This window comes from Bradyrhizobium sp. 613_E4_N2_2, from assembly GCF_052075995.1.
GTDB classification, from domain to species: domain Bacteria; phylum Pseudomonadota; class Alphaproteobacteria; order Rhizobiales; family Xanthobacteraceae; genus Bradyrhizobium; species Bradyrhizobium barranii.
Window position 1 is genome coordinate 4,382,381 of the sequence record NZ_CP197234.1, and the last position, 14,161, is coordinate 4,396,541.

Here is a 14,161-nt window from a genome sequence, read left to right on the forward strand (position 1 = left end):
ATGACCTCGCGCGACGACGAGGTCGAACATGGCGATCAAAGACTTAAAGCTGCCTGATGGCCCAATGTCGGGGCTGGTCGCCTCGGCCGTGGAATACATGGTCGATGCGGGACAGCGTAGCGTCCTGTTCCTGGACATCATGCGCCAGCGCGGCGACCAGTACCGCGAGCACGTCGCCCAGACCGCGCCGCACGTCCTGCAATATGCCGCCGAACTGATCACGGACGGCCGGAAGCTGGACGAACCGGTCAACTACGCGCTGGTGCGCATCGTTCCGCCGAAGGATGTTGAGATCGACATGAGCCGGCGTCCGTTCGTCGTGGTCGATCCGCGCGCCGGCCATGGACCCGGCATCGGCGGCTTCAAGGCCGATAGCGAGATCGGCGTCGCCATGAAGGCGGGGCATCCCTGCTACTTCATCGGCTTCCTTCCGGAGCCGATGCCCGGGCAGACCATCGAACGCATTGCGCGCGCGGAAGCCATCTTTATCGAGACCGTCATCAGCCGTCATCCGGACGCCGACGGAAAGCCCTGCGTGATCGGCAATTGTCAGGCCGGCTGGGCCGTCATGATCCTGGCGTCACTGCGGCCGGAATTATTCGGGCCGCTGATCATCGCTGGTGCGCCGCTGGCTTACTGGGCAGGCGTGCATGGCAAATACCCCATGCGTTATTCCGGCGGCCTGCTGGGCGGAAGCTGGCTCACGGCACTCACGAGCGATCTCGGCGCCGGCAAATTCGACGGCGCCTGGCTGGTGCAGAATTTCGAGAACCAGAACCCGTCGAATACGCTCTGGACCAAGCAGTACAACGTCTATTCCAAGGTCGATAGCGAGGCGGAACGCTATCTCGATTTCGAGCGCTGGTGGGGCGGACACGTCAATCTCAATGCTGAGGAAATCCAGTTCATCGTCGACGAGCTCTTCATCGGCAACAATCTCGCAGCCGGCAAGATCGAGATGTCCGACGGCCGCAAGGTCGATTTGCGCAACATTCGTTCGCCGATCGTTGTGTTCTGCTCCAAGGGCGACAACGTCACCCCGCCGCAGCAGGCGTTGGACTGGATCCTAGACTGCTACGCCGACGTCGACGAGATCAGAGCTTATGGCCAGACCATCGTCTATACCGTTCACGAGAGCATCGGCCATCTCGGCATCTTCGTATCCGGCGGTGTGGCCAAGAAGGAGCACGCTGAGTTCTCAAGCAACATCGACCTGATCGACGTGCTGCCGCCAGGGCTCTATGAAGCCACGTTCGAGGCCCGTGGCAACGAGACGCTCAATGCGGATCTTGCGGCAGGCCAGTGGGTGATGCGCTGCGAGGCCCGCACGCTGGATGATATCCGCGCGATGGGCGGAAATTCGCCCGAGGACGAGCGGCGCTTCGCTGCGGCCAAGCGTGTCTCGGAGCTCAATCTCGCGGCCTATCAAAAATTCTTGCGGCCGTGGGTGAAGGGCATGGTGACGCCCCAACTCGCGGAATGGGCCCGCAACATGCATCCGCTGCGGCTGCAATACGAGGCGTTCAGCAGCCAGAACCCCTGGATGTCCACGGTCAAATCGGCTGCAGATCGTGTCGAGACAGACCGCAAGCCGGTTTCAAAGGACAATCCATTCCTGGCATTCCAGGAACAAATGTCGAAGCAGATCGTGCACACGCTGGATAGCTGGCGCGATGCGCAGGAGGCGCTGAGCGAGGCCGTCTTCCTCAACCTCTACGGCTCGCCGCTGCTCCAGGCCGCGGTCGGCGTCGACCCTAATTCCGTGCCCTCGCGCCACCGGGAGATGTCGCTGGAGCATCGCGCCATGCTCGCGGCACGGATCGCCGAGCTGAAATCGCACATCGCTGAGGGCGGGCTCCGCGAAGCGGCCCTCCGCGCGCTGCTTTATGTTGGCTCCGCACGCGGCATGGTGGATGAGCGCAGCATCGAGGCGTTGCGGCAGGTTCGGCGTGACCATGCCGGCGCCCGCATGACGCTGTCGGAATTCAAGAAGCTGGTGCGTGAGCAGTTCTTCATACTGCTTCTTGATCGCGAAGGTGCTCTCGCTGCGATCCCGAAATTGTTGCCCGACGACACCAGCCAGCGGCGTGCGGCCTTCGTGGCGATGCGCGAGGTGCTGTCGGCGAGTGAGGACATCACCGGCGAGCGGGCCAATCGCCTGAAGCGCGTCGCCGCGCTGTTCGGTCTGGACGGAGAGGCGGAGTTGACATCGAACGTCGCCCCTTTCGATCCCAAGGCACGGGCGTCGTAACGCGGATTGGCAGGATCGGGAGTGACATCATGTCGGCCGACACGACGCAAACCCAACCCGGTAGCAAGTACGATCGCTTAATTGCGGCCGCGAAGGGCGCGCCGCCAACGCCGACCATCGTGGTGCATCCTTGCGACGAGACCTCGCTGCGCGGCGCCATCGATAGCGCAAGCGCCGGCATTATCCGGCCCGTGCTCGTCGGGCCCGAGCGGAAGATCAAGGATACTGCCGCCCGGTGCGATCTCGATGTGTCCGGTTTCGAGATCGTTGATGCCGCGCACAGCGACGAATCCGCGGCCAAGGGCGTCGAGCTCATCCATGCCGCCAAAGGCGAGCTGTTGATGAAGGGCAGCCTGCACACCGACGAATTGATGCGCGCCGTCACGGCCAAGACCGGTGGCTTGCGCACCGACCGGCGTATCAGCCATGTCTTCGTGATGGATGTGCCTGCCTATGCAGAGACCATCTTCGTGACGGATGCGGCGATCAACATTTTCCCCGATCTCGACGCCAAACGCGACATCATTCAGAATGCGATCGACCTCTACAATCAGGCAGGGTTCGGCAAGACGCCGCGGGTGGCGATTCTGTCTGCCGTCGAGACCGTGACCTCGAAAATCCCCTCGACGATCGAAGCCGCGGCCCTGTGCAAGATGGCCGATCGCGGCCAGATCACCGGCGGCATCCTCGACGGCCCGCTGGCTTTCGACAATGCCATCGATCTGGAAGCCGCGCGGATCAAGGGCATCACATCCGAGGTCGCCGGGCGGGCTCAGATCCTGATGGTTCCGGACCTCGAGTCCGGCAACATGCTCGCCAAAAACCTTGCCTATTTCGCCAAGGCCGATGGCGCCGGCATCGTGCTCGGTGCGCGCGTGCCCGTCGTGCTGACCTCGCGCGCGGATTCGCCACGTGCGCGGATGGCGTCCTGTGCGGTCGCCGCGCTCTATGCTCATGCCCGGCGCCAGAAGGCGCCGACGGTTGCCGCGTGATCGCCATGGATACGATCCTCGTCGTCAATGCCGGCTCGTCCAGTGTGAAGTTTCAGGTCTATGCGATCGAAGGCGACTGTGCGCTTCGTCGTCAGATCAAGGGACAGATGGACGGTATCGGCAGCCGACCGCGTCTGCGGGCAAGTGGCCCGAGCGGCGATCCGATGGCCGATCGGGCCTATCCGATCGAGGCTGTGCCTGATGTTCCGGCGGCGATGGCCGTTGCCGGCGACTGGCTGCGGGACGAACTTCGCGTCACGCCGATCGCGGTCGGTCACCGGGTCGTGCATGGTGGGCCGGACTATTCGCGGCCGGTACTGATCGACCACGGTGTCGTGTCCCGTCTCGAACGATTTGTGCCCCTGGCGCCGCTGCACCAGCCCCACAATCTGGCGCCGATCCGTTCGCTGCTGGCGAATTTCCCGACGCTGCCGCAGGTTGCTTGCTTCGACACCGCATTTCACCGCACGCATGATGCCGTCGCCGACCATTATGCTATTCCGCATCAGCTTCATGCCGAGGGTGTCAGGCGCTATGGCTTTCATGGGCTGTCCTACGAATATATCGCCCGGACCCTGCCGGGCGTGGCGCCCGATATCGCGAAGCGGCGCGTGATCGTTGCCCATCTCGGCAGCGGCGCGTCGATGTGCGCGCTCAAGGACGGGCGCAGCGTCGAGAGCACCATGGGTTTCACAGCGCTCGATGGCCTCCCGATGGGAACGCGTCCAGGGCAGATTGATCCCGGAGTGGTGATCTATCTTATCTCCGAGAAAGGGATGTCCGCCTCAAACGTGCAGAACTTCCTTTATCGCGACTGCGGATTGAAGGGGCTCTCCGGTGTCAGCAATGACATGCGCGAGTTGGAGGCGAGCGCCGACCCCAAGGCGAAGCTCGCGGTCGACTATTTCGTCTACCGGATCGGTCTCAGTGCCGGCATGCTCGCGGCCGCCTTGCAGGGCCTCGACGCCTTCGTCTTCACGGCCGGGATCGGCGAGAATTCGGCGAACATTCGCGCGCGCGTGGTCGAGCAGCTCGGATGGCTCGGCGGCACGCTCGATCCCGTCGAGAACGCGCGCAATTCCAGGCTGATCTCGCGTTCCGACAGCCGCATCCCCGTCTACGTCGTGCCAACCGACGAAGAACTGATGATCGCACAGCATACGCTGTCGCTGTTGATGAACGGACAATCGACCAATCCAAGGCAAGAGAGGGTGTCATGATCCCCGTGTTCCCGGATACAAAGGTTGCCCTGAAGGGCAAGAAGGGCCTCGTCGTCGGCATCGCGAACGACCAGTCCATCGCCTGGGGGTGCGCGAGGGCATTTCGTGCGCTTGGGGCCGATCTGGCCGTCACCTACCTCAACGATCGCGCCAAGAAACACGTCGAACCGCTGGCACAGGCGCTGGAAGCGCCGATCTTCATGCCGCTGGACGTGATGACGGAGGGGCAGACCGAGGCGGTGTTCGAGCGGATCACGAAGGAATGGGGACAGCTCGATTTCCTGCTGCATTCGATCGCCTTCTCGCCGAAGGAGGCGCTCCATGGCCGCGTGGTGGACGTCGGCCGCGATGGCTTCCTTAAGACGATGGACGTCTCTTGCTGGTCATTCCTGCGCATGGCGCATCTCGCCGAGCCGCTGATGAAGAACGGCGGCACGATGTTCACCATGACCTATTATGGCAGCCAGATGGTGGTGGAGAACTACAACATCATGGGCGTGGCGAAAGCGGCGCTTGAAGCGGCCGTCCGCTACGCGGCCGCCGAACTTGGCCCAAAGGGCATCCGCGTGCACGCGATCTCGCCCGGCCCGCTCGCCACGCGCGCGGCGTCAGGTATCCCGGAGTTCGACGAGCTCATGGACAAGGCGCAGTCCAAAGCGCCGGCGCGCAGCCTGGTCAGCATCGACGACGTCGGCAATGCCACCGCGTTCCTGGCGCTAGATGGCGCCAAGCTGATCACCGGGGGCGTTCTCTATATCGATGGCGGGTATCACATCATCGACTGAGCGCACTCAGCGATAGTGCAGGGCGATCAGCTCGGCGACACAAGCGGGCTTCTTGCCGCCCTCGATCTCGATCACGAGATGATAGTTGACGCGCAAGCCGTCCGGCGGCACGTCCTCGGTTTCAGCCACGGTGACCCGGCCGCGAAGCTTCGAGCCGGCCGGCACCGGCGCCAGATACCGGATGCGATCCGCGCCGTAATTCAGCGTATTGCGCAGCCCTTTCAAACCCATCACGGATCGAATGAACAGCGGAGCAAGCGAGAGCGACAGCAGGCCGTGAGCGATGGTGGTGCCGCCGGGCGCTTCCTTCCTGGCGCGGTCCTGGTCGACATGGATCCATTGTTCGTCACAGGTTGCTTCGGCGAATTTATTGATCCGATCCTGGGTCACTTCGATCCAGTCGCTCGCGCCGATCTCGGTGCCGACCGCGGATTTGATCTCGTTGAAGTCGCTGAATATCCGCATGGTCGTGACCTCGTCAGATCGTCATTTCCGGGATGTTGTCAGGAATGACCAATTCGGCCTCTGTCACCGCCACAACCTCGCCAACGCTGACACCGGGGGCGGTCTCGAGCAGCGTCGCCTTGCCGTCCGCAAAACCGATGACCGCCATGTCGGTCACGACCAGATGGACCGGGCGCGCCGAGGTCAGGGGCAAGTTGCATGTCTTGACGATCTTCGACTTGCCCTTCGCGGCATGTTGCATGGCGACGATGACCCGTTTGGCGCCGCTGACGAGGTCCATCGCCCCGCCCATGCCCGGGACCATCTTGCCTGGGATCATCCAGTTGGCGAGAAGCCCATGCGCATCGACCTGGAGGCCGCCGAGCACGGTGACGTCGACATGGCCGCCGCGGATCAGTCCGAACGACATCGCGCTGTCGAAGGTCGCCGCACCCGGGAGCGCGCTAATGGGGCGGCCGCCGGCGTCTGTCAGCGTCGGATGCGCCATGCCTTGTTCGGGAATCGGCCCGGTGCCGATCAGTCCGTTCTCCGACTGAAAGAAGACTTTCAAATCGGCCGGAACGTAATTCGCAACCAGGGTCGGAATGCCGATGCCGAGGTTGACAAGGTTTCCGCTCTTCAACTCCCTGGCGACGCGTCGGGCGATGATGATCTGCGGGTCCATGATCTCACCCGTTGGTAATGAGGTAATCGACGAGCGGCGCCGGGGTCACGACGTGATCGGGCGCGATGACACCGACGGGCACGATGTTCTCTGCAGTGACGATGACCGTGTCGGCAGCCATCGCCATGACCGGGTTGAAGTTGCGGGAGGTCAGTGCGTAAGCGAGATTGCCGAGATAGTCGGCGAGAAACGCGTGAACCAGCGCGTACTGCGCCCGCAATGCCGTCTCCAGCAGGAACGGCTTGCCATCCACCTCGATCTGACGCTTGCCTTCGGCAACCAGCGTTCCGACGCCCGTCGGCGTCAGCACGCCGCCGAGGCCACATCCGCCCGCGCGGATGCGTTCGACGAAGGTGCCTTGCGGCACGAGATCGACGGCGATCTGGTTCGCGAGCATCTGCTGCTGCGCCTTCGGATTGAGGCCGATATGCGTTGCCGTCAGCCTTGAGACCAGCGCAGCGTCGAACAGCTTGCCGACGCCTTTGCCGGGAGTAGCGGCGTCATTGCAGATCAGAGACAGGCCGGTCTTGTTCTGCCGCACGAGTTCGTCAAGCAGGCGCTCCGGGGTTCCGACGCCCATAAAGCCGCCGACCATGACGCTCGCACCGGCCGGGATCATCGCAACGGCTTCTTCGACGGAAACGGCCTTCATGGGCGGAACTCCGGTCGGCAGGCGCAGGTGAATACTGGATCGATGTTGGGGGCGGGCAGACTCTCGGCTTTGATCTGCGTCAAGGTTGCCGGGTCATTCGCGCAGGCCAACGCCGACGCCTGCAAGGGTCTCGTGCCAGAGTCTGCGCACCTCGGCGTGCCGCCGTTCGAGCGTCGCGTTGACGGCATCCCGGAAAGGTAGGAGGTCTGGGCCCTTCAGGAACAGAATCTGCGCCTGCAACAGCCGACCGCTCTCGAACTCGATGCGCCGCAGCGCCATCACGAAGGGATCGTTCGCGTTCGCTTCCGTCGGCAGCAGGGCCGCCGGCCGGATCCCGGCATGAACCGCATGCGCGAGCGTCGCGAGGTGAATGGTCTGCGCGCGGGTGTGATCGGCGATGCCTTCGATCGGGGCGGGGAGCCAGGCCATCTCCCAGGATGCCGCCATCGGGCCCAGCGCGAGGTCCGGGACCCAGGCGGTCGCGCGCATGAGAAGCGAGACGATCTCGCTCTCGCGATAGAACTGCGCGTTCAATTCGGTCTGCCAGGCGGCATCGAATCTCGCGGGCAGGGCGACCGCGAGTTGCCGTGCCAGCGCACCATGCGCAGAAACCAGGAACGCGGCGACCCGCGTCTGCTGGCGCGGCGGCACGCGCCCGTCGGCTTGCAACGGTCCGAAGAACGCGCTCATGTCGCTGGCCTGTGCACCGGGATCGCGCGCAGATGGTCATAGCCGGCGGGAAACGGCGAAAAGTCTCCGCCGGCATCTTCCGGCGCGATCAAGACCTGCTTGTTGCCCTGCCAGCGGCCAGCCAACACGTCCTCGGCGAAGCGCGCCAGCAGGTCGGCTGTTAAGGCAGCCTTTTCGAGCGTGAAGGCGTGATAGGCCCTCGGAATGATGACGAGCGCACTGTCAGGAATTTCCACACGCAACGTCTCGTGCAGCGCCCGCGGCGTGAGGAAGTCGAACTCGCCGTTCAGGATCATGGTCGGGACGGATATTGAGGAGAGCTGCGGCGTCAGCGGCTTGAAGTCGAGGAAAGACTCCATCAGGTTCTGAAGGGCGTACACGTCGTTGACCAGCCAGCCCTGCCGCTTCACGCTGTCGAGCTTGTCCAGCAGCGGCTTCAGCCACTGGTCGGACAGGTTCATCGGCAGCAGCAGATCCTGGAGGTAGCCGGTGCCGCCCAGGATGAGGCCGGTGCGCAAGGCGTTGCCGATCAGAAGCAGTTGTGGCGAAAGCTCGGCAAAGCAGCTCATCGGCACAAGGCCCGACAGCCGCGCGCCATGCTCGATGGCATAGCGCAACGCGATCAGGCCACCGAAACTGATGCCACTGAGGAAGACCGGACCGTCGCCAAGCTCGCCGATCAGGCGATGCAGCACGGCGATGTGGTCGTCCTGATCGATGAACAGCGCGGGCTTGTCGGAGACGCCCTGGCCGAGCAGGTCGAAGGTAGCGACCCGGAACCGCCGTGCGATTAGCGTGTCGCGATACGCGCCCCAAAGCTCGGAATACTGCGTCAGACCGTTAACCAGCACATAGGCAGGCGCATTCGCCGGTCCGTCGAGCTCATAGCGGATACGATATGAGCCATGACTGAGGAAGGGCATTGCGGGGACCGGCCAGCGTGACGATGACCACGATCCTCAACGCAGGCTCAAGGATTCCATTGAGCTAAATCAAGCCTCAGGAGGAGGTCCAGCCTAGCGTTCGCGCAAAACACCGCCAGGAGGGAGTTCGTCATGAACGGGAGAAGCGCACTCAAGCGTTGCCTCGTCAGCCTGATGTTATTGCTGCTCGGCGCCGCGCTCGCGGTCGCCCAGCCGTTCACGCGGCGCTCGTCGCAGATGCAGCATGACGGGCTCAAAAAGACCTATGAGATCGCGAACTTCCGGCTTGGCGGCAAGTACGACCTGGCCAATCCCTCCAAATGGGAGAATGGCGGCGAGGGCGGCGTGACGCTGGAATCGCTCGGGGCAGGCAAGCTGCGTACCGGATACATCGCGATCGGCAACGCGCGGCGCAATGCCGCCGGTGAGATCACCAACGCGGTCGTGATCAATTCCTATTATTCCGGCGATTCCACCGATATGTACGAACAGTGGGTCAAGGGCGCGGCCCTGTCGGGCGGCGTCCCGATCATCGGCCCCGGACGGCCGATCGACACCGACCGCTACTACGTCATCATGGTCGACCCGCTCGGGACGTGGGGCGCCAGCAAACCGTCCGACGGCCTCGGCATCAAGTTTCCGCAGTACAGCTACTACGACATGGTGCAGGCGAACTACCGCCTGCTGCGCGACGAGTTGAAGGTCGCGCGCGTCGCGCTTGTCACGGGCGTCTCCATGGGCGGCACCCAGACCTATGTGTGGGGGGTCATGCATCCCGAATATATCGGCGCGCTGATGCCGATCGGCGGCACCACGCAGTCGGACGGTGAAGACCCCGTCGGCAACTGGACCTTCCAGATGATGACGGCCGCGATCGAGGGCGATCCGGTCTGGCAGGCGACCAAGGGCGACTACTACAATCTGCCCAAGGAGAAGCACCCTATGCCGGGTGTGGCGTTCGGTTGGTCGATTCTGGGCATGACGGGCTACGACTTCGGCTTCCGCACGACCCAGAACTGGGCCGCGGTCCAGCCCGAGATATTCTACTGGGATCCGCCGAACGAGAAGGCCGGTCTGAGTGTCACCAACCGTGCCAAGCTCTATGACGCCGTCGATCTCGTCTGGCGCAACCGGGTCGGTGAGACCCACAACATCAATCCATATCTCGGCCGCATCCAGTCGCGCACACTGGTGATGCACATCACCAACGACCTCTGGCTGAACTTCAAGCTGGCGCAGAAGGCCGTAGATCGCGTGCCGGGCGCGGACCTGATCGCGCAGGAGAGCCCGGTCGCACATTACGGCGTGTTCCCAATCATCAACCAGCGCAAGAACGATCCGAAGTTCGTCGCCTTCATGGACGACGTCGCGGCTCTCGATCGTGCGAGGATGTTCGTCGACAAGAATTATCGTGTGCCGGGCGTCGCCGAAAACATCGATCCGAGCAAGTCCTTTTGGAAGGACTTCGTGACCTATCCCTATCCGGTCAAATACGCCAACGCCAAGGACAAGATCGGCAACACCTGGCAGATCGGTTACATGGATGAGTATGCCGGCACCGACAAGGATCCCAAGGTCCTCGTCATCATCCACGGCAAGGGCGCATTCGGCGGGCACTATGGCAACATCATGCAATATGCGCTGCGGAGTGGCTTGCGTGTGATCGTGCCGGACTTGCCGAACTACGGCATGTCCGGGCCCGGTAATCTCGATAAGAGCCCGGCGCGCACCATGCAGGATATGCGCGAGGTCATCTACGATCTCGTCGTAAACCAGCTTGGCGTCAAGAAAGCCTATTATCTCGGCCACTCGCTGGGCGGTCAGTTCGTCACGGGGTACGCCCTGACCTGGCCGGATGCGGTGCAGGGCCTCGCGCTCGAAGCACCATCCGGGCTCGAGGAATACCCGCGCGACATTACGATCGCGAAAGACAAGAAGGCACCTCTGTTCCAACCGGGACTCGGTCGCGACTTCGACAAGTGGAAGCAGATCTGGGACCAGACCGGCATCCTGGCGGCGGAGAAGGCCCGCGACGAGCAGGGCATTCGCGACTTCTTCTATTTCAAGAAGCGCGACCCCGACACCGGCGTGGTGTCGGCGGCCAAGAGCGGCTACTTCTTCAGCGACAGCGAATATGCGCGCTTCCATACCGAGCAGCGCGTCGGGCTTACAAAGGGCAATCCCAAGGAGCTCGAACAGTGGTGCAACGTCTTCATCTTCGACATCTACACGATCGGGGCCGAGCTCCAGCAGGATGATCCGAAGAACCTTTACGAGCGGGTTACCCAGATCAAGGCGCCGATCTTCCTCGCTTTCGGTGACAAGGAGCCGTTCATCCCGACGCCGGCTTTCAACGGGCTGACCGATCTCGGACGCGACGTCATCACGCCGTTCATGACGCGCATGACCAATGCGGGCAACCGGCCGATTCTGAAAATCTATCCGGAGACCGGGCACTTCATCCATACCGACAATCCGGTGGAATATTCCGCCGACGTCGTGGACTTCGTCACGAAAGGAACGGTCGACACCTCATCGCCCCTCGGCACAGATCGCATGATCAAGGGTTCCGTGGTATCCGCCCTGCCGGTGGCGCCGACACCTCCCGGTGCGGCACCAACCGCCGGTCTCAACAAATAGGATCGGTCTATGCCACGGGTGCAGGCGGGTGAAATCGAGCTTGGCTGGCGGGAGTGGGGCCGAGGCGAAGTGACCGTCGTCTTCATCCATGGCAATCTCGCCAGCAAGGACTGGATCGAGCTGGCTGCGCCCTTGTTTCCAACGGGCCTGCGCGTCATCGCCATCGACTGGCGCGGCTGCGGGGACAGCGACCGGCCGAAGCCTGCCGCCGATTATTCGAACTACTCCATGCAGCAGCATGCCGAGGACATGCTGGCGGCACTCGATATGCTCGACATCGGTTATTGCCATCTCGCGACGCATTCGACCGGCGGCATCATCGCTGCCCGCATGCTCTTGATGCAGCCGCAGCGTTTCGGGCGCGTGTTCGCACTCGATCCGGTGACGCCGCTCGGCATGGCTTTCAATGCCGATCAAATCGGCCTGTTTCGGGCGATGATGGCGAGCAAGGACCTGACACGGACGATCATGGCGACGGCGGCGTCCTCGCTGTTCGTGCCCGAGAGCATGGCGCCGAACGCCGTGCCTCGATTTCGGGAGGGATTGAAGGACATCCAGGCGTTATTCGACCGCATCATCGAGCAGACCTTTGGCGTCTCCGAGGGCATCTGGATCGGGACGCCGGTCAACCTCACGAAGGAAAGAGAGAGCAGAGAGCTCGAGCGCCGCATGCCGGAGCTGAAGCATCCGCATCTGGTGCTATGGGGCGAATGGGACGGCTGGATTCTGCCAGCCGATCTTCACGTCATGGCCGATGCGATGCCGGATTGCCGTCTCGTGATCGTGCCTCGCGTCGGGCACTCGATGAATCTCGAAGTACCCGCGCTCTACGCCGGCTATTTCGGCGCCTGGTTCGGTGGACTTACCGCGTAACTGCTAACACCTGAAGGGAGAGACGTCATGGCAGAGATCAATCTATCGGCAGATAACGTCCGTGCGGCGCTGACCGAGGCGCTTGGCCGCCTGCGCAAGGCCAACGCGGACTATTTCGAGATGCTGGAGAAGGGGATCAGTTCGTCGCCTCTGCCGATCGCGAACCAGGCGAAGGAGTTTTGCAGTTTCATGCAGCGCAATGTCACAGCGACCCTGGACCTCAGCGACAAGCTGATCCATGCCAAGGATGTCCAGGACGCGCTCAAGCTTCAAGCCGATTTCTTCCAGGAGCAGATGCGGGCCCTGACCGACCAGACCAAGACCATGGGTGAGGCGGCGATGAAGGCGGCCGGCGGCATGTTCAGTCCGAAGAGCTGAGACTGCAACCACGGTACTGACAGACGCGGTAGCGTCAGAAAGGTCTGGTATGGCCGAGACCAACAAGCTTTCTGTCGAAAAGGCACTCCAGAAGTTGCTTCGCGACGAACCCTTGGAAACGGCGAGCGAGCAACGAGACGAAAAAGCCGAGGCGCTCAGGGAGGAGATCAAGCGCATGCGCGCGCAGAGATCGCGTCTTGAGCGATCACCCGGCAAGGACAAGTGAGATCCGGTATCATCGGATGATGCCCCGGTTTTTCGTCGGCATGCTGGTCCGTGTCGCCAACAGCTGGTCGGCCGTGCTGTTCGAGGTTCTGCGCAAGACGCTCGACAATCTGGCCGATTTCAAAGCGCCCGGCTTCACATGCCCGTAAGCCGAAGAGCGGAGCGGGCGCAGCATGCGTGATATCGCCACATCGGGGCTCGTTGCCGATTTCCTGTTCGGCTTCGGCGCGCTGTTCGCGATCATCAATCCCTACGGACTGGCCTTCATCTTCCTCGACAAGACGAGAGGTCTTTCTGAAGACGAGCGCGCGAGCCTTGCGCTGCGGGTTGCCGGATATGCCTTCGTGGTCTTGCTGGTGTCGCTGTTTCTGGGCAGCCAGATCCTCAACTTCTTCGGCGTGACAATCCCGGCGCTTCGGATTGCCGGCGGCCTCGTGGTCGCAGCGACAGGCTGGTCCATGCTCAACGCGCCCTCGGGCCCGGCCGGGCCTCACGAGGTCTCGTCCCCCGATCATGCGACCATGAAGCGCATGGCCTTCTTTCCTCTCACAATTCCGCTGACGACCGGGCCGGGAACGATCGCGACAGCCATCGCGATCGGAATCAGCCGCACCAGCAGCCTCGATGCGATGTTCCAGTCATCGATCGTTTCACTTCTGGTGGCGTTCGCCGTCACCGCGGCGATCTACCACGCCTACCGGAAATCGAGCGCAATGGCGCGCCTGTTCGGCGAGGAGGGCACCAGCGTGGTGACGAAATTGTCAGCTTTCCTGCTGCTCTGCATCGGCGTGCAGATCATCCTCACCGGCGTTTCCGAGGTCGCGCGGTCCATATTGGACAGCGCTCCGCGCGCTATCCAATAGATAGAAGCGCGCCGACCGCAACACCAATCGGCCAATGCGACTCCGAGGTTGGTCCGGTGATGATCAGGTAGAGTCCGTCTCCATCGGCGTTTGGCGCTCTACCTCGAGCGGTTTGAGCCTTCCAGCCATTCCTCAGGAAAAACCGTCCTCTGAACCCACGGTCAAAAAGCCGCGGTCAGTGATCTGTCACCGCTCCTCCAAACAACGCTAGCCAAGAAGTTGAACTCATTGCAAATTCTGACGATCCGCGCGGAGCTCGCGTACAATGCTACGGTGACGAGCTACGAATGGACCCTCGCAAATTCGGCACTACGCCGATTGGGCGGGCAGGGGACTTCGTCAGGAACGCGGCTAAGCGTGCCGCTATGAGGCTACCTGATGGGCGAGCTAGCCTGAGTCTTTCAGTCGATTGACGCTCAGATCGTCACCGATAGGCGCGTTGATTGTCGATGTTGCGTGTCTCGCGATCGGAGGCAACTGATGGCTCGATCGTCGAGCGGATCAGCATTTGAGTGAGCGCTAGAATAATAGCCCGCTGTC

15 protein-coding genes are annotated in these 14,161 nt (G+C 62.6%); 10 read left to right on the plus strand and 5 right to left on the minus strand.

Features of this window, described 5'->3' with window-relative positions:
- Nucleotides 1–28: 28 nt before the first annotated feature.
- The 4 genes from AB7290_RS21010 to fabI are packed head-to-tail and all read left to right on the plus strand — an operon-like array spanning nucleotide 29 to nucleotide 5,248.
- Nucleotides 29–2,251, plus strand: coding sequence for a DUF3141 domain-containing protein (locus AB7290_RS21010; RefSeq protein ID WP_085401522.1), 2,223 nt, complete (start codon nucleotides 29–31; stop codon nucleotides 2,249–2,251).
- A gap of 29 nt (nucleotides 2,252–2,280) precedes the next feature.
- Complete coding sequence (locus tag AB7290_RS21015; RefSeq protein WP_085401521.1) at nucleotides 2,281–3,243, plus strand: phosphate acetyltransferase; 963 nt, start codon at nucleotides 2,281–2,283, stop codon at nucleotides 3,241–3,243.
- 5 nt (nucleotides 3,244–3,248) lie between these two features.
- Nucleotides 3,249–4,463, plus strand: coding sequence for an acetate/propionate family kinase (locus AB7290_RS21020; protein ID WP_085401520.1), 1,215 nt, complete (start codon nucleotides 3,249–3,251; stop codon nucleotides 4,461–4,463).
- Entirely contained in the window at nucleotides 4,460–5,248 is a 789-nt protein-coding gene (fabI, locus tag AB7290_RS21025) for an enoyl-ACP reductase FabI (RefSeq protein WP_028147828.1), read from the plus strand. The genes AB7290_RS21020 and fabI overlap by 4 nt, the downstream gene beginning before the upstream one ends.
- 6 nt (nucleotides 5,249–5,254) lie before the next feature.
- On the opposite strand, the gene AB7290_RS21030 is transcribed toward fabI, so the two are convergent.
- The 5 genes from AB7290_RS21030 to AB7290_RS21050 form a co-directional block, all read right to left on the minus strand.
- On the minus strand, nucleotides 5,255–5,713 hold the full coding sequence (locus AB7290_RS21030; RefSeq protein ID WP_071913863.1) for a MaoC family dehydratase: 459 nt from the start codon (nucleotides 5,711–5,713) through the stop codon (nucleotides 5,255–5,257).
- A gap of 13 nt (nucleotides 5,714–5,726) precedes the next feature.
- On the minus strand, nucleotides 5,727–6,377 hold the full coding sequence (locus tag AB7290_RS21035) for a 3-oxoacid CoA-transferase subunit B (protein WP_071913865.1): 651 nt from the start codon (nucleotides 6,375–6,377) through the stop codon (nucleotides 5,727–5,729).
- Between the two features lie 4 nt (nucleotides 6,378–6,381).
- On the minus strand, nucleotides 6,382–7,029 hold the full coding sequence (locus tag AB7290_RS21040) for a CoA transferase subunit A (protein WP_063983266.1): 648 nt from the start codon (nucleotides 7,027–7,029) through the stop codon (nucleotides 6,382–6,384).
- Nucleotides 7,030–7,122: 93 nt separating this feature from the next.
- Entirely contained in the window at nucleotides 7,123–7,719 is a 597-nt protein-coding gene (locus AB7290_RS21045) for a hypothetical protein (RefSeq protein ID WP_085401519.1), read from the minus strand.
- Nucleotides 7,716–8,642 (minus strand): alpha/beta fold hydrolase, encoded by a 927-nt coding sequence (locus AB7290_RS21050; RefSeq protein WP_085401518.1) that lies wholly within the window; start codon nucleotides 8,640–8,642, stop codon nucleotides 7,716–7,718. Before AB7290_RS21050 ends, AB7290_RS21045 begins: the two co-directional genes overlap by 4 nt.
- Before the next feature lie 132 nt (nucleotides 8,643–8,774).
- Here AB7290_RS21050 and AB7290_RS21055 point away from each other — a divergent pair, with 132 nt between their 5' ends.
- From AB7290_RS21055 to AB7290_RS21080, 6 genes are read left to right on the plus strand one after another with little or no spacing between them, the layout of a single operon-like run.
- Nucleotides 8,775–11,282 (plus strand): alpha/beta hydrolase, encoded by a 2,508-nt coding sequence (locus AB7290_RS21055; protein ID WP_085401517.1) that lies wholly within the window; start codon nucleotides 8,775–8,777, stop codon nucleotides 11,280–11,282.
- Nucleotides 11,283–11,291: 9 nt separating this feature from the next.
- The gene (locus AB7290_RS21060; RefSeq protein WP_085401516.1) at nucleotides 11,292–12,155 is read left to right on the plus strand and encodes an alpha/beta fold hydrolase; all 864 of its coding nucleotides are present in this window, start codon (nucleotides 11,292–11,294) and stop codon (nucleotides 12,153–12,155) included.
- Between the two features lie 27 nt (nucleotides 12,156–12,182).
- Nucleotides 12,183–12,533, plus strand: coding sequence for a phasin (locus AB7290_RS21065; RefSeq protein WP_071913875.1), 351 nt, complete (start codon nucleotides 12,183–12,185; stop codon nucleotides 12,531–12,533).
- 49 nt (nucleotides 12,534–12,582) lie between these two features.
- Nucleotides 12,583–12,759: a hypothetical protein gene (locus AB7290_RS21070; RefSeq protein ID WP_166096581.1), complete on the plus strand. Its 177-nt coding sequence runs from the start codon at nucleotides 12,583–12,585 to the stop codon at nucleotides 12,757–12,759.
- 16 nt (nucleotides 12,760–12,775) lie between these two features.
- Nucleotides 12,776–12,907 carry a hypothetical protein gene (locus AB7290_RS21075; RefSeq protein WP_275552074.1) on the plus strand — a complete coding sequence of 44 codons (132 nt, stop codon included), beginning with the start codon at nucleotides 12,776–12,778 and terminating at the stop codon, nucleotides 12,905–12,907.
- Nucleotides 12,908–12,931: 24 nt separating this feature from the next.
- Nucleotides 12,932–13,621, plus strand: coding sequence for a MarC family protein (locus AB7290_RS21080; RefSeq protein WP_085401515.1), 690 nt, complete (start codon nucleotides 12,932–12,934; stop codon nucleotides 13,619–13,621).
- Nucleotides 13,622–14,161: the final 540 nt, after the last annotated feature.